Origin of the sequence: Reichenbachiella carrageenanivorans (assembly GCF_025639805.1) — a bacterium.
In the GTDB taxonomy this organism is placed as follows: domain Bacteria; phylum Bacteroidota; class Bacteroidia; order Cytophagales; family Cyclobacteriaceae; genus Reichenbachiella; species Reichenbachiella carrageenanivorans.
The window spans coordinates 2921573-2939461 of record NZ_CP106735.1; the positions used below are offsets into that span (position 1 = coordinate 2921573).

A 17889-nucleotide genomic window follows, 5' to 3' on the forward strand; every position below is an offset into this window, starting at 1 on the left:
TATTATTAATAATGCCCACTCAATTCAAATTCCTCTTTATTAGAATCTAACAATTTACCGTCTTCGCACTTGAGCGTTCGGTGTGGGTAGTTGTTGATGAAATTGTGATTGTGAGTGGCCATGAGAATAGCTGTGCCGTTTCGGTTGATTTCTAAAAACAGATTGAAAATACCGTCGGCTACCTCTGGGTCGAGGTTTCCAGTAGGCTCATCTGCAATCAAGATCACTGGTTCGTTGATTAGGGCACGAGCGATTACCACACGCTGTTGCTCTCCTCCAGAGAGTTGATGAGGCTGTTTGTCTGCTGCTGCGCCTAAACCTACTCGCATTAATACTTCTGCTAGTCTGGTTTTGATTTTCACTTTGTCTTTCCAGCCAGTGGCCTTCATTACAAAAATGAGATTTTCGGCAACGGTTCGGTCTGCGAATAGCTGAAAATCCTGAAAGATGATGCCTATTTTTCTACGGAGGTAGGGCACATTTTTTGATTTCAAGGAGCTGATATCGAACCCTGCGACTTCGGCTGTGCCAGTGCGTAAATCAAGGTCTGCATATAAGGTTTTGAGGAGTGATGATTTGCCACTACCTGTTCGGCCTACCAGATAAACAAATTCGCCCTTGCCGATCTCAAAGCTGATCGAATGAAGTACGGCCTGATTTTCCTGATAGATGGTTGCCTCTTTTACTTCTACCACAGGGTTCGCACTAAATTCCATTGTACTTATATGTTTAAGGGTTGTATTTTTCCGAAAGGAAGTGAGTCAATCACTTGTTTGAGAGCTTCTTCCTTGCCCTCTAGACCATATTTGTCTAGTTTTTTTAAGGGCCGATCTGCTCGAAAATAGGCAATTAAAACGAAATCATCATCCCGTAGTTGGATATAGTCTGGTATTTTGGCTTTCCCTTTTACCTTAATGATATGCATTAGATAGTTGGCTGCGAGATGATGAATAGATGCGATTAGTTTCCTTTGCTGTGATCCGCTAGAAACTGTGCTAGTCCGCTGTCAGTCAGTGGGTGTTTGAGTAGTCCTGTGATTACTTTGAGAGGGCAAGTGGCCACATCGGCACCTATTTCTGCGCAGTGAATCAAATGCATGTTGTGTCTCACAGAAGCAGCAAGTACTTCAGTTTGAAGTTCTGGGTAGTTGCCATAAATATGCACGATTTGTTCGATCAATTGCAAGCCATCTACAGAGATGTCATCCAATCGCCCGATGAATGGGGATACATATGAAGCTCCAGCTTTGGCTGCCAATAAGGCTTGTCCAGCATTGAAGATCAAAGTGCAATTGGTTCTGATACCTTCACTGCTCAATGCTTTGATCGTTTTGATGCCGTCTTTGATCATTGGTACTTTTACCACGATTTTGTCATCGATTTTTGCAAGCACGTGCGCTTCTTTCATCATCGTTTCGTAGTCAGTGGCAATTACTTCTGCACTTACGTTGTTGTCTACGATATCACAGATTTTTTTGTAATGCGCCAAGATGTTGTCCTGACCAGTGATGCCTTCTTTGGCCATCAAAGATGGGTTGGTTGTCACGCCATCCAATACGCCTAAGTCGTACGCTTCTTGAATTTCGTCAAGATTGGCCGTGTCGATGAAAAATTTCATATTTTCTGTTTGTTTAGTGTGAATGAAATTGCTGTTGCAACAAAATTATATAGAAAAGGATCAATGAAATAGTGAACGAAGGAATTAATAGAATGGCTTTAATAGAAAAAGGCACTTAGAAATTCTAAGTGCCTTATAGTAGTAGCGGGAGCTAGACTTTTTAATCATTTGAAAATCATTTGGTTACAATAAATTAATAACATAAATAGAGTAAAAATGGAAGTATCAAAAACTAAAAAACAGCTTCAAATTCAGTCACTTGAAAAGCTAGACGAAATTCTTGATAATTATCAAGATCACTCTTTTTCACAACGGTTTCTTGTTTTAAACAGGGTACTGTTAAATTCAATTGAGGATCAGACAATTTCAGACCGTGAAGCATTAAATCTTGCTTGGCTGTTAGAAGAACTGCATGCTTGTATGTCTTCGAGACTTAAGGAGAGAGCCCTTTGCTTTGATATGAAAATACCAAGAGAAGCATAGTGATCTGATTGGCCATTGCCTCCCACACAAAACAATATTCAAATAAATTTTACCAGTTAACCGATTACTAAATATAAGGTTTCTATCAAAATTAAAGGCCTAAGTCTTCCATGATATCATCTATCTGATCCATGACCAAACGAGCTGTTCCTATCTTTCTTTCAATGTCTCTAAAAAAGACTTCTTTGGGATTTTCACAATTAAAAAATGTATCCTTTTGTAGTCTCATTTCCTTTCCTTCCTTAGAGTTGGCCTCTATCCTTAATCCTTTTACTTTCCCTGTTCTGTCTTTGCCATATCCAGCGAGAATAAGTCTTTCTTGATCACCATCAACGCGATAAACAATGCTGTGGCGACATTTGGAATCAAAAGAGCCATCTGGATTTTCCCATGCTACCCAACAGAGAACTACATCACCAACTTGATATCGTGCCAATTAGCAGTATAGTTTCTCGTAGATATCTAATTCTGGATCCCGCAGTTCTGGCATGTCCTCGAATGTTTTTGCAAGTCTCTCAAGGTCAAGCTGACTTGGTTTTTTCCCTAAGTCTGGGTAAATGTGTTTTTTGAGTTTTGATTCCATCTCATATACCAGGTGGTAAGTTGAGAATGCCTTATTTGCTAAGGGTCGAGATAAAAGAGTGGCTTTTGAAGGGTTGTAATTATTTTCTATTCTTCTTAAGAATAGAACCTTGTCTTCTAATAATAAATGGTAATCAATTAAAAAGTCTTCACTACAATTCACAATATCTCTGTCCAAATCCATAAATGCTTTTTTTACAATCCGGTGAGAGAAATATAACGCAATGTGTGCTATGAGCATCAAAGGCAATGTTATAGGTAACAGCATTATTTGTCCTACTATACCAAGCAAATAGTCTGCTACTTTATTAATAAACTCTATTGCTTGGGGTAGAAAATTTGTTATTGGATTAAGACCGAAATTCGAATCCAATCCATTTGAATATGTGCTGTGAAGAGCGTTCATTTCAATTGTGTCTATTTCTGCTGCTGATTCAATACTAACGTAAAGTTAGGTAAAAAGTATGTTTTTTATCAAAATATTGAAAAACGCTTTGTGTTTTCTGAATTCATGCATGGCCATCTACCTCACGCATGAATACCTTAAATATACCTCAATTTTTCAATTAAATGTGGTTTTAAATTAGTCTTGTAGCGTGTGCCATAGTGTGTGCTTTATTTTGCCACGACCCACCACGCTCCAAATTAGCAACAAAAAATGGGGGCTGATTTCAGTCCCCATCATTACAATATAAAATTACCAATCACTAATTATTTTACTTCTATAGATTCTGATTTTCCTCCACCCCGAATGGGATTCAGAGGAAATTTTTTTGTTTCTGAGTTATCTGGCATCACTCCCCATATCAGCGTGCCTGCTGCCAATAAACCAAGTACGCCAATAAAGATTTTGTTATTACTACCTGCGGTAAGTATGTTTCCTCCTGACCCCGACACGCTTACTGGCTTGTAGTTGTTGATTTGGGCGGCTTGTTGTTGAGCAATGATTTGTTTTTGTTGAGCTTCAGCGATCTTTTTTGCTGCGGCTGCTTGGGATTTTTGCTGCTCTATCTGTTTTATTTTGATATCGGCTTCCACTTTTTGTGCTGCTTTGATATACTCATCCAGTTGTGCCTGATATTCCTTGCTTATAACTACGGCTGCATCGTAGTATTTTCCTCTAAAAACAGCCCATGGCCCGTCCATTTTTTTCCATAATTCATTTTTGGAAAGTGCTTTTTCTAGTGTTTTAATTTTCAAATCCCTTAATTTGAATGGAGTTTGAGGAACTGTGATTTCAGCAATTTTTTCTAAAACACGTAACTCTTGTTCTACCTCTGTCGCTGCATTTTTTAGTTGTCTGGAATAATCTTCAACCTGTTCAATCTGCGCTGTTGTAGGATTAGGTTTGTTGCCTAATATTTTTCCTCCAATGGAAAGAATATTTACGCCAAGAGATATAGGGTCTAGACTACCTAACCCAGAAGAACCAGATAGCCCCCTTGTTTCTACGGAACTAATGTCCATCAATTCATTGTAGGTCATAGCTAGTCGATTTGCTTTTCTGATCCAATTTTAGGCAGATTACACTTTTTTTCTTTCCAGAAACTTTCGTCAACTCGAATTTTTAGCTCAGTCAAATAATTCCTGATCTGATCGATTTTTTCAATGTCTTCTCCTAATTCATCCAGGTCTTCTTCTACAAGTGACTCGAGGGTCTCTTGAGCGGTCTCTAGCATGCCTTCCATTGTTTGAAGATCATCTATATCAACTTGTCTGCCATCAAACCCATTAAGCCCATTAAGAGTGCTTTGGATGGTGTCGGCTGCTAGCTCTTTTTCGAATTTACAATTGTCAAATTCTACATTCCTCAGGTCGTTGATTTCTAATGCCTGATCGAGTAGATGGATTTTCGGACGTGCCCAATCAAAAACGAATGAATAACCTGGTCCAGATTCTTTAAGCTGTTCGAATTCATCTTGAAGAATACCTAGAATTTGAAAAACGGAATTTGTTTCGGTAACATCATCATTAAATTCAAAATGCTCTTCAATACGCCCTTTTAAATCCTCTATTTTGGATGCAACTTTTTCAACCTCTTCGAAATTCCATTTAGAACCCTCAACGTGCTCACGGATTCCTTCGCATAGATTTTGAAAATCTTTTATAAGGATCCTGTTGTCCTTCTCTTTTTGTACTGCTTCTTTTCGATCCAGACGCTCCAGTTCTTTTCTCTTGAGCTGATTGCTTTCGTGAATGGCACCAAGGGTAGAAGTGAAGGACTCTTCGTCTTCTTCAGTTATACCGGCTAGAGATAGACTTGCTTCGTGTTGTTCGATCCATCGTTTGACTGTGGCCTGTTTGACTTCGACGCTTTCTGCGATGTCTTCTAGTGAGTACCCTTCGTTATGCAGTTGTATGGCTTCTATAAATTCTGTTTTCATGATATTGTTGTTTGAATTTGCAATACTTAACGAATCTTTATAGCTGGGGCTACAAGACTTGGCCGCTTGCCGCACTTTTCCGTAGTTTACCTGCTGATAAAGTTTAAATAAATCATTCTTGCCGTATTCGAGGCCAGCCTAGTACGTCAAAAACCATTTCTACTTGCCTTAGAGTAAGTAGCTTAACGTTTCCTAAGTTTTTTTTCAGTTTTGGGTATCGACCTATCATATCACGCAATGATCTAGGGGAAACATCATATAGTTCTGCCAGATCCGCTTTGAAGTATGGTTTTAATTGGACACGGGTGCTATCGGTTCGTTCGTTGTTCTTCGATGGCATGAGTTCTTAGTATTTATTTTGGTTTGAATCCTCTAAAAATTTAATTGGTTGATCGATGGCTTGTTTTCCATCGGGGTTTGACAATTTTTTCTTCGTCCAGTTGAAAGCATAGTCTTTCCATTCGTCTGGGGTTTTTTCCAAATCAGACCTGAAGGATTTAGGGAAGTCGGAGAGTTTGCGTTTGATAGCTCCCTCGGAGGCATTAGTAGCCGAAATTAGATCTTTGATTAATTGTTCATTTTCAAGAATATCAATCTTAATCTCTGTGTACATATACTTTCCTTTCCTATCCTTTACTTTACTATCCTTTACTTTACTGGCTTGGGCAGTGGTATGAGCAGCGTTCTTAGCGTTGGTTGAAGGGGTGGTTGAAGCACTGCTTGAATTAGGTTTAATTTTGTTTTTTTTTTTCTACTCTCAGCGGATTTTAAACCTCCTTCTTTACCATGGCGAGATTGCATTTCTCTATAATCTTGTATCCCCTCCATATCTGCTTTAAGATCATGATGATAAAACTGATTCTCATCCAAGACAAAAATCTCGTATTTAGTTATAATTGATTTGCAAACTCTAATATCGATAGCATTGCGTTTGCACCATGCATTAATTTGCGCCAGAGTCAAAGAGAAACTTTTTTGCTTTGCTAATAATTCAAGCACTGCCATGAAAATACCATAACCTTCCCATCCGTGCTTTTCCATCATTTGTATGATGTTCATGCTTTCTAACATGTTCAGATGATGTTTGAAGTAGTAGGTGTGTAGTTTGGTAGCGTCAGACATATTGCCCCCCCTCCAATGGTTCAGATATAAAAGATGCGTGGAAGTGGGTGTGCTTGCGTGCATAGAAAAGTGCACGCATACCGTAAAAGTGTCTAAAATTGCTTAAATTAGCCATAATTGTTTTGTGATGGCGTGGTACTGGTAATACCACGCATAAGAAATCATAAAAGTGGAAAGTCGCCTATTTGGGCGGCTTTATTTGTTGGTAGGGGTCTTTAGGAATCGTTCGATTGACTCTCTCGTGATGTAGGCTCTTCGATCTCGTTTCACTCGATCCAGGCGGGCATCATTTATGAGTTGATGTATTTTGGTTTTCCCGAAATTGGTATCTGTGATAGGAAAATTAGGCTGATCTGGTAGCTCTTGCACGGCCATAGGTTCCTTTTGGACATGATGCCAGTCGCCTGATTGATCTTGCCATTTGGTGTATTGTCCTAAGAACTGTAGCCAGGCACTGCCTAGTCGTCCGTTTCTGTTTTTGGCAATGATTACCTCTCCTATTCCAGCGGTGGGGTATCCTTCCTCTGTTTCCATGATCTCGTAATATTCTGGGCGGTAGAGAAACATAACCTTATCCGCATCTTGCTCGATTGATCCAGACTCTCTGAGGTCTGATAGCTGTGGGCGTTTGTTTCCCCCGCGTGTTTCTACTGCGCGGCTGAGTTGAGATAGTGCTATTACGGGTATGTCTAGCTCTTTAGCAATGTTTTTAAGCCCTCTTGATATACTGGCTATTTCTTGCTCTCTATTGCCTCCTTGGTTTCCTTCTCCGAGTTGCATATAGTCTACGATCAGTAGTTTGATGTCGTGTTTTTTCTTGAGCATCCTGGCTTTGGTACGCATTTGGAATATTGATAGAGCTGCACTGTCGTCTACATAGATGGGCTTGTCTATCATGTTGCCAGATTTATGAAGTATTCGTTCTAGTTCGTATTCTTTTATGTTTCCGTTTCTCAAGCTCTCTAGCATGACTTCACTGTGCATGGCTATCATGCGTATGCCTATCTCTGTCCAGCTCATTTCTAATGAAAACATACCTACTGCCTGCCCAAACTCTGCGCAATTTTTCATAATACTGGCTACCATCGCGGACTTACCCATGGCGGGTCGTGCAGCTATGATGATGAGTTCTGAACTTCTAAAACCGCCTGTGATTCGGTCTAGTTCGGATAGTCCACACGGTACACCTATCACTTCATTGTTTAGATAGGCTTCTCGCGAGGCTTCTATTTGATCTACTAGAGATTTTACTACTTTTTTAGACCCCATGTCTACGTATGAGGAACTAGACAGCGTGGCCGATAGCTTGTATAGCTGCTGGTCTGTCCGCTCAATTAAATCAAATACGTCTTCTGTTTCATTGTAGGCCAGATTCACTATCTCCGATCCTAATTTTATTAAAGCGCGTTTGAGTGCCTGCTCTTTTATGATTTTAGAATGTGCATCTATATTGGCAGCGCTATTTACTCGAGTAGTAAGTGATACTACTGCGTGTGCGCCGCCTACAGTTTCTATATTTCCGTCTTCTCTGAGCTGTGCTACTACGGTCATTATATCCACTGGTTCACTTTTCCCAAAGAGTGTAAGTATGGCCTTGAATATTAGTCCGTGTGCGGGGCTGTAGAAGTCTTCTGCTTCGAGAAAACCTACCACGTGGTTGATGCTATCTTTTTCTAACATCATCGCTCCTAGTACTACTTGTTCCATATCTAGGTTTTGCGGTGGTACCTTTCCCAAAAGTTCGGTGTTATTGTTTTGCTTGGTCATTTTTTATTTTGGTTTGAATCCTCTGAAAAATTTAATTGGTTGATCGATGGCTTGTTTTCCATCGGGGTTTGACAATTTTTTCTTCGTCCAGTTGAAAGCATAGTCTTTCCATTCGTCTGGGGTTTTTTCCAAATCAGACCTGAAGGATTTAGGGAAGTCGGAGAGTTTGCGTTTGATAGCTCCCTCGGAGGCATTAGTAGCCGAAATTAGATCTTTGATTAATTGTTCATTTTCAAGAATATCAATCTTAATCTCTGTGTACATATACTTTCCTTTCCTATCCTTTACTTTACTATCCTTTACTTTACTGGCTTGGGCAGTGGTATGAGCAGCGTTCTTAGCGTTGGTTGAAGGGGTGGTTGAAGCACTGCTTGAATTAGGTTTAATTTTGTTTTTTTTTTTCTACTCTCAGCGGATTTTAAACCTCCTTCTTTACCATGGCGAGATTGCATTTCTCTATAATCTTGTATCCCCTCCATATCTGCTTTAAGATCATGATGATAAAACTGATTCTCATCCAAGACAAAAATCTCGTATTTAGTTATAATTGATTTGCAAACTCTAATATCGATAGCATTGCGTTTGCACCATGCATTAATTTGCGCCAGAGTCAAAGAGAAACTTTTTTGCTTTGCTAATAATTCAAGCACTGCCATGAAAATACCATAACCTTCCCATCCGTGCTTTTCCATCATTTGTATGATGTTCATGCTTTCTAACATGTTCAGATGATGTTTGAAGTAGTAGGTGTGTAGTTTGGTAGCGTCAGACATATTGCCCCCCCTCCAATGGTTCAGATATAAAAGATGCGTGGAAGTGGGTGTGCTTGCGTGCATAGAAAAGTGCACGCATACCGTAAAAGTGTCTAAAATTGCTTAAATTAGCCATAATTGTTTTGTGATGGCGTGGTACTGGTAATACCACGCATAAGAAATCATAAAAGTGGAAAGTCGCCTATTTGGGCGGCTTTATTTGTTGGTAGGGGTCTTTAGGAATCGTTCGATTGACTCTCTCGTGATGTAGGCTCTTCGATCTCGTTTCACTCGATCTAGGCGGGTTTCGTTGATGAGTTTGTGGATTTTAGTCCTTCCAAAATTTAGAATACTACATGTCTCTTTGATACTTAAGTATTCTTTTTGAAGAACATTATTCTCTCGAAGAATCAAATGCTTTATTTCTGCTATATCAGATTTCATGAGTTGAATCTCTTGATAAGCCTCTTTGGGAATTGCTATTAATGTATGTTCCATTTTCTCTGCTTTAATTTTACAAAGCAAGAGTAACGTTCAGTGTTGTTTGGATGCAAGAAAAAGTTGTGTTTGCAAGTCTCTTGCAATGTTTATAAATGTTTTGCAAGGAATTATTTTTTATAGCGCCAAGAATTGAAGACTTCCTTTAAATAATCTTGAAGATCTGGGTCAAGATTTCCTTTTTTTGGAATTTTGTTCCTTAACCCTGCTTCATTGATGAACCTATTATAGGTATCATAGCTGGTGTTTAAAACCTGGTTAGCAAAATCTTTTCTTTTTAGCGGGACAGGCTTTTTTTCGTTCTCTATGTGTTTCAGAGCTTCATTTATTTTCCAAATATCTATCTGTTTTGCATCGAGAATTTCTAAATAATGCAAAAGCCATTTTTGTGCCTTTTCATTAAATCTATAAAAGTCACCTAAATCTTTAAAAAGGTTTGGGTTAAGCAGTTGATCTTCTGGAGTGTATTCATCAACATTGAAGTAGGTTTTTATAATTTCTATTAAGTAATTGTTTTGATAGGATGATGTAAGTAATTCTAAATTGGGGATTATGTCCTCAACACGAAAAAATCTTTTTCCTGTTTCTTCAATAGATATTTGATCATAAAAAAGTGGACGTCCTTGTGAGAAAATATAATTTATCTTTCTTAATGCCTGAAGCCATTCAATGGCTTCATTATGGACGAAGGTTCGGGTTATGACTTTCATTACATCTAGTTGAAAGTCTTCATATATATTATCAAAATATTCGCTTTTATAGAAACCAATTTTTTTATTTCTTTCAATATCTTCTTTTATACCTATTATCTTTTTGTTCATAATTTTAAATCTATCCATCCACGCATGGCATTCGCTTTGCTCTGACGACCGTAGATCTCAGTTGTCGATGTTTTTTGATGACCGAGAGCTCTACCTACCTTTTTTATGGGTACCCCAAGTGATACCATCATTTCTGTAAAACTGTGTCGTGCGACTTTTGCACTTATTTCTTTATCTATTTCCAACTGACTCGCAATTGACTTTAGTTTTAAGTTGAATTTTTGATCAGAGATGAGCTCCTTGAACAATAGTATTTTACTTGGTTTCTTATCCTTATTCCAGGAGGAAAAACGATCTAGAATCTTTTGAGTGTCTGGAAAGATTGGAATAACGAATTCTTCATCATTCTTAGACCTGTGTCCTGCTATATACCTAACTGATTCTTCATTGTCTTCAAGTTTTATTTCTTCAATATTGGCGTGAGTAAGGTTTCGAATGTCCGAATAGTATAGCCCGGTCAGACAGCCAAAGAGAAATATGTTTTTGAAAAATTCATCTCTGGGATCAGGCAATGTAGTGTCTCGTAAAGCGCGAAGCTCAGCCTGGGTGAGTGATACCCTACGACTCTTTTCTTGTTTAATTTTAAGATCATCAAACATCAATTTCACATCCAATTTCACCAGACCTTCTTTTAAAGCTGCTCTATAGCATATTTTGAACTTATCAAAATGTTTGACACGTGTAACACCACGTAGTTTGCAATCCACGGCAAGAAAGCGCTCAAATTCGTAAATAAATGTAGGTGTGAGGTCGTCAAATCGAATGTCTGGTCTAAACTCATTGAGCCTTACTTCAAAACTCCTGTATGTCTGTACAGTGAGTGGTGAAAGTTTTTCTTCGTCACTTTTGCGCTTATTGATATGACGAATGTATCTATCAATAAATTCGTTGAAAGTTTCATTGGTTTTGGATAGCTGAAGATGTTCCTTGATTTCTTTTACAGTTAATGGATGTCCCATTAAGATTCTATCCTGAACCCAGTCTCTTGTATGGAAAAGAATATCTCGGATGATACGGTTGATTTCGGGCTTTAACACATACAAGTCTTGATGTGTGTCTCCAATCCAATCCCGTTTGTGAATAGGAGGGACTATGTCGAGCAGTGCATAATCTGTTTTTCCTTTGTGATATATTCGTAGATATACAGGGGATAGCCCTGATTTGGACTTGTAATTAAGTCTGTTGTGTACAACTGATATGGAAGGATATTTTTTCAATGCACTTTTTTATTAATAATAAAATTAATAACAAAAATGCGAATTTCCACGTATATTAGTGAACAATAAAAAACCCTAAAGCTCTAATGTATAGTGCTTTAGGGTTTGGTGAGATTCGTTAAAATCCTCTCTAGTAGCGGGAGCTAGACTCGAACTAGCGACCTTCGGGTTATGAGCCCGACGAGCTACCAACTGCTCCATCCCGCGATGTTTGTATTTGTGTTGAATCAAGGCTAGAAAGTCATAAATTCACTAGTTTTTCCCTCAATTGCGATGCAAAAGTAGAAGTCTATTGATTAAAAAACAAGTACCTTTGGGTTTATTTTCTAATATGAGCGAAACTAATTTTAAGTCAGGCTATGTGAGCATCGTGGGTAAGCCTAATGTAGGAAAATCTACTTTGATGAATGCATTAGTAGGTGATAATTTATCCATCATCACATCCAAAGCACAAACCACCCGACATCGGATAATGGGTATACTTACTGGAGACAATTTTCAAGTAGTTTATTCAGATACGCCTGGTTTATTGAAGCCGCAATATACCCTGCAAGAATCTATGATGAAGTTCGTAAGTGCTTCCTTAGAAGATGCGGATTTGGTGCTTTATGTGGTGGAGCTGATGGAAAAGCAAGAGGACGAGGAGATGCTAGATCGTATCATTGCCAGCGGTTCTCCAGTGATCATGGTGATCAACAAGTCTGACCTCAACAAAGGTTCTCGCCTTACTGATAAAATCGACTATTGGCAATTGCTATATCCAGAGGTGGAAATAATGAGCGTGTCTGCTCTGAATAAAGAAAACATAGACCTACTGTTTGCTCGGATATTAGAATTGATGCCAGAGCATCCTGCTTATTTCCCAGGGGATACCCTGACGGATAAGCCAGAGAAATTTTTTGCTTCTGAGATCATTAGAGAGCAGATATTTAAAAATTATAAACAAGAAGTGCCCTACAGTACAGAGGTTGAGATTGAGTCTTTCAAAGAAGACGAGGAGATCATTCGCCTGCGTGCGGAAATATATGTAGAGCGAAAATCGCAAAAGGGAATCATCATAGGTAAAGGGGGAGAGGCCATTAAAAAGGTGGGGACAGAAGCTCGATTGCAAATGGAGAAATTTTTCGGCAAGAAGGTCTTTTTGGAGACTTTTGTGAAAGTGGCTACCGACTGGCGCAAGAAAGATAGCTTACTCAAAAAATTTGGCTATAAAGGCTAAATCACTTTACATCTTTTCTTAGATCTAATAGCTTTGCGCGCAGTTGTTATGCACCAAATGAATTCAGATAAAGTAAAAACTAAGCCTTTCCGATTGATTGTAAATAGACTTTATGTCCTTTATGTGGGCTTGGTTTTTATACTCACTTTCTTGCTGGGTACACCTATAGTTTTACTTGCTTTTTTGTTAAAGACAGATCGATTGGCATTGTTGGTCAATCACTACTGGGCGCATATTTTCTTTTTGCTTATTGGCGTCCCGATTCAGGTTGTCCGTAAAGGCAAGCTAGATCATCAGGCTAATTATATCTTTTGTCCCAATCATTTTTCTTTTCTGGATATTGCTACCATGCCTTTTGTACCTGTGCCATTCAAGTTTGTGGGAAAGGTGTCTATTGTGAAAGTGCCCTTGCTGGGGCTTGTGTTTAAGCGATTTCATATCACTGTAGATAGGACTAGGTTGAGAGATCGGTATGCCACCTATCAGAAAAGCATCGATGCACTTCGGTCGGGGTTTTCCTTAACCGTTTTTCCAGAAGGGGGGATAAGGGCCAGCCAGCCTCCTCAGATGGAAAATTTTAAAGAAGGACCATTTCGTATGGCTATTGAGACAGGAACGGCTTTGGTGCCAGTCACATTAGCCGATAATTGGCATATCTTCCCCGACGACGGGCAGTTTCTGCTGAAAAGGAAAAAATGTAGAATGGTCATTCATGAACCCATCGACCCTAGAGGCTATACACTAGATCAGTTGCAAGATTTTCAAAATGACGTACATCACATCATTCAATCAGAATTAGACCGATTGAATTCCTGATTCCAATAGGATTGATGGCTGTGATTGTTATATTTATTTTTTGGTTGAATTCAGCCCAATACTCCATTTTATAATAGAAGAATGATCATAGATCTAAGAAGTGATACCGTAACTAAACCATCTGATGAAATGCTACAAGTCATGATGGCTGCCGAAGTGGGAGATGATGTGTTTGGCGAAGATCCTACCATTTTGATGTTAGAAAATAAAATTGCCAAATATTTCGGTAAAGAAGCAGCTATGTTTTGTCCTTCTGGTACCATGGCTAATCAAATAGCTTTGAGGATCAATACGCAGCCACAGGATGAGATCCTATGTGATCGAACTTCTCATATTTATAATTATGAAGGAGGAGGAGCAGCATACAATTCTATGGTGTCTATCAAATTACTGCATGGAGATTTGGGCCGCTTTACAGCTAATGATGTGAAAAAGAATATCAATCCTGATGACATTCATTATGCGCGTACTTCTTTGATCGCTATTGAAAATACTGTAAACAAAGGTGGGGGTAGTGTTTTTCCGCTAGATGTCATCAAAGAGATTGCCAAAGTGGCCGTAGCTAATAAGTTGAAAATGCATTTGGATGGTGCACGGATTTTTAATGCGCTGGTGAGCTCAGGCGAAAGCGCCCTAGATCATGGTAAATGTTTTCATACACTTTCGGTTTGTTTCTCCAAAGGATTGGGTGCGCCAGTAGGATCTGCTTTAATTGGTTCTAAAGAGGCTATCGGTCGTGCACGTCGGGTCAGGAAAGTAATGGGGGGAGGTATGAGACAGGCAGGCTATTTGGCCGCAGCTTGTATATATGCTTTGGAAAACAATGTGGATCGCCTTAAAGACGACCATCGGAGAGCCACGCAATTGGCCAATTTGTTTGAGGATAAAATGTATGTGGAAAATATCGTGTCTGCAGGGACTAATATCGTTATAGTGACTCTGGCTAAAGATAAGCCTATGAAGCAACTGCTTGAGGCATGGAAAAAGCGAGGCTTACTGGCTGTGCCGTTTGGTCCTAATGAAGTGCGCCTAGTGACACATCTCAACTATACCGATGATATGCTTCAAAAAACGATGGAAATATTGGCTTAACTTTCTGTTGCTTCAGCAAAAGTCTTGAATTGATTCATAAACTTAAGCGTCTGTTTAGGAAAAGCACTTTTCATAAAAAAGCCGATCAATTTCATAAATCCAGAAAATTGAAACTCATTTTCAGAGACCCATTGGGTTTGATGATCACTGGTGGCCACAAACCTATTAGAAATGAGGTTATACACTCCTTTGGTTTCGTAGGTAGCTACAAGCTCTTCTGGTAGCGTGTTTTTAGCAATGGTCTCTATCATCTCTACTTCTCGTTTGCCCATTTTATAGTGTAATTTGGCTTTGGATCCAGGCTGACTGGGTGCTCCACTCAATGGCTCAAAACTAACCAAGTCTGGCTGCCATTTGGGCATGAGTTCTGGGTTGTCGAACAGTTCGATGACTTTCGCTCTTGGTAGGTCTATGAGTATGTCAACAGTGTATTTCATGAGTAGTGTATTTGTTTAACCAATATAACTATTCATGCGTCAAAATAAAAGCGGCACACTGATCAGATCCATGTGCCGCTTTTGTTATTTTATAGCCAGATTATACAACCACATTGATGATTCGTTTCGGTACGATAATCATCTTTTTGGGTGGTTTGCCTTCTGTCCACTTGAGCACGGCTTCGTGTGCCAATACTTCTGCTTCTATTTCTTCTTTTGACTTGTCTATCGGGAAGGAGATTTTAGCTCTCACTTTGCCATTGATTGATATCGGATATTCATGTGAGCTCTCTGTTAAGAAGCTTTCGTCAAATGCAGGGAATTGTGCCAAACTCACGCCGCCAGTATGTCCTAGCTGCTCCCATAATTCCTCGGCTAGGTGAGGAGCAAAGGGAGATAGCGCAATCACCAATTTCTCCAGCACTTCTCGCTTGTTGCATTTCAATGAAGTCAGTTCATTCACAGCAATCATGAGCGTACTTACCGAAGTGTTGAGCGACAGGTTGTTGATATCTTCTTCTACTTTCTTGATCGTCCTATGGATGATTTTTTGTTCCTCTTGTGTAGGCTTGTCGTCAGATACGGCGAAGTTTTCTTCACTGTCGTGAAATAGCCTCCAAAACTTCCTTAGAAATTTGAATACGCCATCGATGCCGTGTGTATTCCAAGGCTTGAATTGCTCTAAAGGCCCCAAGAACATTTCGTACATGCGGAGTGTGTCAGCGCCGTATTTCTCTATGATGTCATCAGGATTCACTACGTTGTATTTCGATTTCGACATCTTTTCTACTTCGTAGCCACACAGGTACTTGCCATTTTCTAGGACAAACTCTGCATCCTTCAAGTCAGGTCTCCACGCTTTGAATGCTTCGGTGTCGAGCACATCATTATTTACTAAACTGACATCTACGTGCATTGGCGTGGTGTCGTGCTGGTCTTTTAAGTTTAAGGATGCAAATTTGTTGGTGCCTTTCACACGATAAACAAAATTTGATCGTCCCTGAATCATGCCTTGATTCACCAGTTTTTTAAATGGTTCCTCTTCCTTTGCAAATCCTTTGTCGCATAGAAATTTGTTCCAAAATCTAGAGTAGAGTAGGTGGCCTGTGGCGTGCTCAGTGCCGCCAATATATAAATCCACATCTTTCCAGTAGTTCTGAGCTTCGTCCGATACAAATTGTCCGTCGTTTTGTGCATCCATGTATCTGTACCAATACCAGCTCGACCCTGCCCAACCAGGCATCGTACTCATTTCTAGTGGATAAGCTTCGCTAGATCCTTTCGGTGTATAGGTAAATCCTTCGGCTCTAGCCAATGGAGGATCGCCATCTTCGGTAGGTAAGTATTTGTCGATCTCTGGCAATACGATTGGAAGGTCTTCTTGTGCCACAGGATATGGAATACCATCCTTGAAATAGATCGGAACAGGTTCTCCCCAATATCTCTGTCGAGCAAAGATGGCGTCTCTGATTCTGTAATTGATTTTGCCACTACCAATGCTATTTTCTTCCAGGTAAGCAATTGCCTTGTCAGTTGCCTCTTGAAAAGTAAGGCCTTCCAATATGCCTTTGTTGATGATCTTGCCTTCCTTGGTAGGGTCAGCTATTTCGCTTACATCCATTCCGTCATATACAGGAAGTATGGGCAGGTCAAAATGTTTGGCAAAGTCAAAATCTCTCTGGTCACCACCAGGTACCGCCATTACTGCGCCAGTACCATATCCAGCGAGTACATAGTCTGCGATCCAGATTGGCATACGTTCATTGTTGAACGGGTTGATGGCGTACGCACCTGTAAATGCACCAGAGACAGTCTTCACGTTGGTCATGCGATCACGCTCAGATTTGTTTTTGGCCACTTCTACATAGTCTTGTACATGTTTGCGCTGCTCGTCTGTTGTGATTTTTTGGATCAAATCCAACTCTGGGGCAAGTACCAGAAAAGTCACTCCGCATACGGTATCAATTCGAGTAGTGAATACTGTGATTTTATCCTCATGCCCTTCTATGGCAAAGTCCATTTCAGCTCCTTTGGATTTGCCTATCCAGTTGCGCTGCATTTCTTTGAGTGGCTCAGGCCAATTGACTGTACTGAGTCCTTCGAGTAGACGCTCGGCGTAGGCAGTGATGCGCATGCTCCACTGCTTCATGTTTTTTCTTACTACAGGAAACCCGCCTCTTTCAGAAAAGCCATCTTTCACTTCGTCGTTGGATAGCACGGTTCCCATTTCTGGGCACCAGTTTACAGTGGTTTCGGATAGATAAGTGAGTCGGTACCGTAGTAATATCTCTTGTTGTTGAGCTTCTGAGTATCCAGTCCAATCTTCAGCAGAAAAATGAGTTATGTCCTCATCGCAAGCCGCATTTACGCCCGTGTTTCCGTTTTGTGCGAATAGTGTAGTAAGCTCATCTATGGCTCTGGCTTTGTTTGTATTGTAGTCATACCAGCTATCAAAGAGCTGGAGAAAAATCCACTGTGTCCATTTATAGTAGTTAGGATCGCAGGTTTGTACTTCTTTGCTCCAGTCGAAGGAGAAGCCTATATTTTTTAATTGTTCCTTGTATCGAGCGATGTTTTCTTCGGTCGTTACGGCTGGGTGCTGCCCCGTTTGGATGGCGTATTGTTCGGCAGGCAAGCCAAAAGCATCAAAGCCCATAGGATGTAGGACGTTGAATCCTTTGGACCTTTTGAACCTACAGACAATATCGGAAGCAATATAGCCCAGAGGGTGGCCTACGTGTAGCCCTGCTCCAGATGGATAAGGAAACATATCCAAAGCGTAAAATTTTGGTTGGTCTGGTTTTACTTCAGCCTTAAAAGACTGCTGCTCTTGCCAGTATTGTTGCCATTTTTTCTCAATGGTTTGGAACTCGTATGATGCCATTTGTCTGTTGGTACTGTTTGGTATAAGTGCGCAAAATTAATAGGTTTATTGAATTTATTGGTTAGATTATGCTTGTAGTCTAGCGTAGGTGTTTGGGTGGTTTTTAATGCCACCTTCTGGTGCTAATTCTAGCTTATATGATCTTCCAGTGGATTCAATAAAATGAAAAAGGCAGTTGCCTAATTAAAGGAACTGCCT

The 17889-nt window shown here is 39.9% G+C and carries 21 protein-coding genes and 1 tRNA gene; 4 read left to right on the plus strand and 18 right to left on the minus strand.

The window, feature by feature from the left end; translation table 11 throughout:
* Window positions 1-5: 5 nt before the first annotated feature.
* Genes N7E81_RS11570 through fsa form a run of 3 tightly spaced genes read right to left on the minus strand, consistent with a single transcriptional unit; the run spans window position 6 to window position 1617 of the window.
* Window positions 6-716: a cell division ATP-binding protein FtsE gene (locus N7E81_RS11570; protein ID WP_263049746.1), complete on the minus strand. Its 711-nt coding sequence runs from the start codon at window positions 714-716 to the stop codon at window positions 6-8.
* A 5-nt stretch (window positions 717-721) separates the two neighbouring features.
* Window positions 722-925: a fructose-6-phosphate aldolase gene (locus N7E81_RS19405; RefSeq protein WP_263049747.1), complete on the minus strand. Its 204-nt coding sequence runs from the start codon at window positions 923-925 to the stop codon at window positions 722-724.
* A gap of 35 nt (window positions 926-960) precedes the next feature.
* The gene (fsa, locus tag N7E81_RS11580; RefSeq protein ID WP_263049748.1) at window positions 961-1617 is read right to left on the minus strand and encodes a fructose-6-phosphate aldolase; all 657 of its coding nucleotides are present in this window, start codon (window positions 1615-1617) and stop codon (window positions 961-963) included.
* 216 nt (window positions 1618-1833) lie between these two features.
* On the opposite strand from fsa, the gene N7E81_RS11585 reads away from it, so the two are divergent.
* Window positions 1834-2100, plus strand: coding sequence for a hypothetical protein (locus N7E81_RS11585; protein ID WP_263049749.1), 267 nt, complete (start codon window positions 1834-1836; stop codon window positions 2098-2100).
* A 91-nt stretch (window positions 2101-2191) separates the two neighbouring features.
* On the opposite strand, the gene N7E81_RS11590 is transcribed toward N7E81_RS11585, so the two are convergent.
* From N7E81_RS11590 to N7E81_RS11650, 13 genes are all read right to left on the minus strand, one after another.
* On the minus strand, window positions 2192-2536 hold the full coding sequence (locus N7E81_RS11590) for a hypothetical protein (RefSeq protein ID WP_263049750.1): 345 nt from the start codon (window positions 2534-2536) through the stop codon (window positions 2192-2194).
* Complete coding sequence (locus N7E81_RS11595) at window positions 2537-3088, minus strand: hypothetical protein (RefSeq protein WP_263049751.1); 552 nt, start codon at window positions 3086-3088, stop codon at window positions 2537-2539.
* Window positions 3089-3393: 305 nt separating this feature from the next.
* Window positions 3394-4167, minus strand: a complete 774-nt coding sequence (locus N7E81_RS11600; protein ID WP_263049752.1) for a hypothetical protein — start codon at window positions 4165-4167, stop codon at window positions 3394-3396.
* A 2-nt stretch (window positions 4168-4169) separates the two neighbouring features.
* The gene (locus tag N7E81_RS11605) at window positions 4170-5066 is read right to left on the minus strand and encodes a helix-turn-helix domain-containing protein (RefSeq protein WP_263049753.1); all 897 of its coding nucleotides are present in this window, start codon (window positions 5064-5066) and stop codon (window positions 4170-4172) included.
* 346 nt (window positions 5067-5412) lie between these two features.
* Entirely contained in the window at window positions 5413-5679 is a 267-nt protein-coding gene (locus N7E81_RS11610; protein WP_263049754.1) for a hypothetical protein, read from the minus strand.
* A 35-nt stretch (window positions 5680-5714) separates the two neighbouring features.
* Window positions 5715-6251, minus strand: coding sequence for a Lin1244/Lin1753 domain-containing protein (locus tag N7E81_RS11615; protein ID WP_317624042.1), 537 nt, complete (start codon window positions 6249-6251; stop codon window positions 5715-5717).
* A gap of 132 nt (window positions 6252-6383) precedes the next feature.
* A complete protein-coding gene (gene dnaB, locus N7E81_RS11620) occupies window positions 6384-7955 on the minus strand; it encodes a replicative DNA helicase (protein WP_263049756.1) in 1572 nt (523 codons plus the stop codon).
* Window positions 7956-7958: 3 nt separating this feature from the next.
* Window positions 7959-8219: a hypothetical protein gene (locus N7E81_RS11625; protein ID WP_263049757.1), complete on the minus strand. Its 261-nt coding sequence runs from the start codon at window positions 8217-8219 to the stop codon at window positions 7959-7961.
* A gap of 35 nt (window positions 8220-8254) precedes the next feature.
* Window positions 8255-8791, minus strand: coding sequence for a Lin1244/Lin1753 domain-containing protein (locus N7E81_RS11630; protein WP_317624042.1), 537 nt, complete (start codon window positions 8789-8791; stop codon window positions 8255-8257).
* Between the two features lie 132 nt (window positions 8792-8923).
* Window positions 8924-9205, minus strand: a complete 282-nt coding sequence (locus N7E81_RS11635) for a helix-turn-helix domain-containing protein (RefSeq protein WP_263049758.1) — start codon at window positions 9203-9205, stop codon at window positions 8924-8926.
* Between the two features lie 110 nt (window positions 9206-9315).
* The gene (locus N7E81_RS11640) at window positions 9316-10026 is read right to left on the minus strand and encodes a hypothetical protein (protein ID WP_263049759.1); all 711 of its coding nucleotides are present in this window, start codon (window positions 10024-10026) and stop codon (window positions 9316-9318) included.
* Window positions 10023-11243 (minus strand): tyrosine-type recombinase/integrase, encoded by a 1221-nt coding sequence (locus N7E81_RS11645; RefSeq protein WP_263049760.1) that lies wholly within the window; start codon window positions 11241-11243, stop codon window positions 10023-10025. Before N7E81_RS11645 ends, N7E81_RS11640 begins: the two co-directional genes overlap by 4 nt.
* Before the next feature lie 134 nt (window positions 11244-11377).
* Window positions 11378-11450: transfer RNA gene (locus N7E81_RS11650), tRNA-Met, on the minus strand.
* A gap of 124 nt (window positions 11451-11574) precedes the next feature.
* Here N7E81_RS11650 and era point away from each other — a divergent pair.
* From era to N7E81_RS11665, 3 genes are all read left to right on the plus strand, one after another.
* Window positions 11575-12462, plus strand: coding sequence for a GTPase Era (gene era / locus N7E81_RS11655; RefSeq protein WP_263049761.1), 888 nt, complete (start codon window positions 11575-11577; stop codon window positions 12460-12462).
* 57 nt (window positions 12463-12519) lie between these two features.
* Window positions 12520-13278 carry a lysophospholipid acyltransferase family protein gene (locus tag N7E81_RS11660; protein ID WP_263049762.1) on the plus strand — a complete coding sequence of 253 codons (759 nt, stop codon included), beginning with the start codon at window positions 12520-12522 and terminating at the stop codon, window positions 13276-13278.
* Window positions 13279-13359: 81 nt separating this feature from the next.
* Window positions 13360-14370, plus strand: coding sequence for a threonine aldolase family protein (locus tag N7E81_RS11665; RefSeq protein ID WP_263049763.1), 1011 nt, complete (start codon window positions 13360-13362; stop codon window positions 14368-14370).
* On the opposite strand, the gene N7E81_RS11670 is transcribed toward N7E81_RS11665, so the two are convergent.
* Both N7E81_RS11670 and leuS read right to left on the minus strand, forming a co-directional pair.
* Window positions 14367-14807: an SRPBCC family protein gene (locus tag N7E81_RS11670; RefSeq protein WP_263049764.1), complete on the minus strand. Its 441-nt coding sequence runs from the start codon at window positions 14805-14807 to the stop codon at window positions 14367-14369. The two genes, N7E81_RS11665 and N7E81_RS11670, sit on opposite strands and share 4 nt — an antisense overlap.
* A gap of 100 nt (window positions 14808-14907) precedes the next feature.
* Window positions 14908-17691, minus strand: coding sequence for a leucine--tRNA ligase (gene leuS, locus N7E81_RS11675; RefSeq protein ID WP_263049765.1), 2784 nt, complete (start codon window positions 17689-17691; stop codon window positions 14908-14910).
* Between the last annotated feature and the right edge of the window lie 198 nt (window positions 17692-17889).

What these genes read in the sequence shown, in the direction of transcription:
- N7E81_RS11570 (WP_263049746.1), bottom strand. Translation starts at nt 716, where the DNA reads ATGGAATTTAGTGCGAACCCTGTGGTAGAAGTAAAAGAGGCAACCATC.
- N7E81_RS19405 (WP_263049747.1), bottom strand. Translation starts at nt 925, where the DNA reads ATGCATATCATTAAGGTAAAAGGGAAAGCCAAAATACCAGACTATATC.
- fsa (WP_263049748.1), bottom strand. Translation starts at nt 1,617, where the DNA reads ATGAAATTTTTCATCGACACGGCCAATCTTGACGAAATTCAAGAAGCG.
- N7E81_RS11585 (WP_263049749.1), top strand. Translation starts at nt 1,834, where the DNA reads ATGGAAGTATCAAAAACTAAAAAACAGCTTCAAATTCAGTCACTTGAA.
- N7E81_RS11595 (WP_263049751.1), bottom strand. Translation starts at nt 3,088, where the DNA reads ATGAACGCTCTTCACAGCACATATTCAAATGGATTGGATTCGAATTTC.
- N7E81_RS11600 (WP_263049752.1), bottom strand. Translation starts at nt 4,167, where the DNA reads ATGACCTACAATGAATTGATGGACATTAGTTCCGTAGAAACAAGGGGG.
- N7E81_RS11605 (WP_263049753.1), bottom strand. Translation starts at nt 5,066, where the DNA reads ATGAAAACAGAATTTATAGAAGCCATACAACTGCATAACGAAGGGTAC.
- N7E81_RS11610 (WP_263049754.1), bottom strand. Translation starts at nt 5,679, where the DNA reads ATGTACACAGAGATTAAGATTGATATTCTTGAAAATGAACAATTAATC.
- N7E81_RS11615 (WP_317624042.1), bottom strand. Translation starts at nt 6,251, where the DNA reads ATGCACGCAAGCACACCCACTTCCACGCATCTTTTATATCTGAACCAT.
- dnaB (WP_263049756.1), bottom strand. Translation starts at nt 7,955, where the DNA reads ATGACCAAGCAAAACAATAACACCGAACTTTTGGGAAAGGTACCACCG.
- N7E81_RS11625 (WP_263049757.1), bottom strand. Translation starts at nt 8,219, where the DNA reads ATGTACACAGAGATTAAGATTGATATTCTTGAAAATGAACAATTAATC.
- N7E81_RS11630 (WP_317624042.1), bottom strand. Translation starts at nt 8,791, where the DNA reads ATGCACGCAAGCACACCCACTTCCACGCATCTTTTATATCTGAACCAT.
- N7E81_RS11635 (WP_263049758.1), bottom strand. Translation starts at nt 9,205, where the DNA reads ATGGAACATACATTAATAGCAATTCCCAAAGAGGCTTATCAAGAGATT.
- N7E81_RS11640 (WP_263049759.1), bottom strand. Translation starts at nt 10,026, where the DNA reads ATGAACAAAAAGATAATAGGTATAAAAGAAGATATTGAAAGAAATAAA.
- era (WP_263049761.1), top strand. Translation starts at nt 11,575, where the DNA reads ATGAGCGAAACTAATTTTAAGTCAGGCTATGTGAGCATCGTGGGTAAG.
- N7E81_RS11660 (WP_263049762.1), top strand. Translation starts at nt 12,520, where the DNA reads ATGAATTCAGATAAAGTAAAAACTAAGCCTTTCCGATTGATTGTAAAT.
- N7E81_RS11665 (WP_263049763.1), top strand. Translation starts at nt 13,360, where the DNA reads ATGATCATAGATCTAAGAAGTGATACCGTAACTAAACCATCTGATGAA.
- N7E81_RS11670 (WP_263049764.1), bottom strand. Translation starts at nt 14,807, where the DNA reads ATGAAATACACTGTTGACATACTCATAGACCTACCAAGAGCGAAAGTC.
- leuS (WP_263049765.1), bottom strand. Translation starts at nt 17,691, where the DNA reads ATGGCATCATACGAGTTCCAAACCATTGAGAAAAAATGGCAACAATAC.